We start from the raw sequence: 594 nt of genomic DNA, 5'->3' as shown, positions 1-594 counted from the left end.
ATGATATATATATCATTTTTTCTCTACTGATGCACCACCCACTGAGACTTACCACGGGTTATACACTCTTCCCCTCCACGCCGCTCTTCCGATCTTCGTGCGGCGGGCGGAGGCAGGGCGGGCCCGGGCGAGCCGTTCCGGTGCGGTGACAGCGGTCATGCACGGGAACGGATGTGCGTATGATGCGGGAATCGAACCATAGCGTCCAAGACTGGATCGTTATGCTGTTCATTGGTAAAACCAATACGTTGGACGCCATGCTACTGCGCCACATCCGCTATTTCCTGGCCGTCGCCGAGCAGCGCAGCTTCACGCGCGCGGCCGACGCGCTGCACGTGTCGCAGCCGACGCTGTCGCAGCAGGTGCGCCAGCTCGAGGAAACGCTCGGCGTGCAGTTGTTCGACCGCTCGGGCCGCGCGGTGCAGCTCACCGAGTTCGGCGAAGTCTATGCGCGCCATGCGCGCGCCGCGCTGCACGAGCTCGATTCGGGGCAGCGCGCGCTGCACGACGTCGCCGATCTCGGCAGCGGGTCGTTGCGGCTCGCGATGATGCCGACCTTCGCGGCCTACCTGAGCGGCTCGCTGATCGACGCGA

1 protein-coding gene is annotated in these 594 nt (G+C 64.0%); it reads left to right on the top strand.

Annotated elements, in window-relative coordinates:
* Positions 1-257: 257 nt before the first annotated feature.
* The coding region (locus G3N99_RS41200; RefSeq protein WP_206125309.1) for a LysR family transcriptional regulator at positions 258-594 on the top strand (337 nt) is incomplete at its 3' end.

Origin of the sequence: Burkholderia sp. Ac-20392, assembly GCF_017104585.1 — a bacterium.
Classification (GTDB): domain Bacteria; phylum Pseudomonadota; class Gammaproteobacteria; order Burkholderiales; family Burkholderiaceae; genus Burkholderia; species Burkholderia lata.
This window is presented reverse-complemented; position numbering and strand designations above follow the sequence as displayed.